The organism is Corallococcus sp. CA041A, assembly GCF_003612075.1.
GTDB lineage: Bacteria > Myxococcota > Myxococcia > Myxococcales > Myxococcaceae > Corallococcus > Corallococcus exiguus.
In genome coordinates, this window is sequence record NZ_RAWF01000713.1 from 1 (window position 1) to 416 (window position 416).

General features: G+C 65.4%; 1 protein-coding gene. It reads left to right on the forward strand.

What is annotated here, in order from left to right; translation table 11 throughout:
• Window positions 1-383: Asp-tRNA(Asn)/Glu-tRNA(Gln) amidotransferase subunit GatC (gene gatC / locus D7V77_RS42785; protein ID WP_233597596.1), on the forward strand; the 383-nt coding region annotated here is incomplete at its 5' end.
• Between the last annotated feature and the right edge of the window lie 33 nt (window positions 384-416).

A 416-nucleotide genomic window follows, 5' to 3' on the forward strand; every position in this document is an offset into this window, starting at 1 on the left:
GACTACTCCACTCTTCGTGCCCGCCCGTGCCCCAGCGGGCGCGGCAGTGCAAATTGCATTGCGCGGCGGCGACGCGCGATGCTAGCCGCACGGCCATGTCAGTCGATACCGCCACCGTAAGAAAGATCGCGAGCCTCGCCCGCATCGCGATCACCGAGGAGGACGCCGCCCGCGTCGCCCCGGAACTGGACAACATCCTCCACTGGATCGAACAATTGGGAGAGGTCGATACGTCCGGCGTCGAGCCGATGACGGCCGTCATCCCCAACACGCTGCGGCTGCGCGACGATGTCGTGACCGCGGGGGGTATCCGCGACGACCTGATGAAGAATGCACCGCAGGCCGAACACGGCTTCTTCGCGGTCCCGAAGGTGATCGAATAATGGCCGACGTGACGGATTTAGGCATCGCCGGCC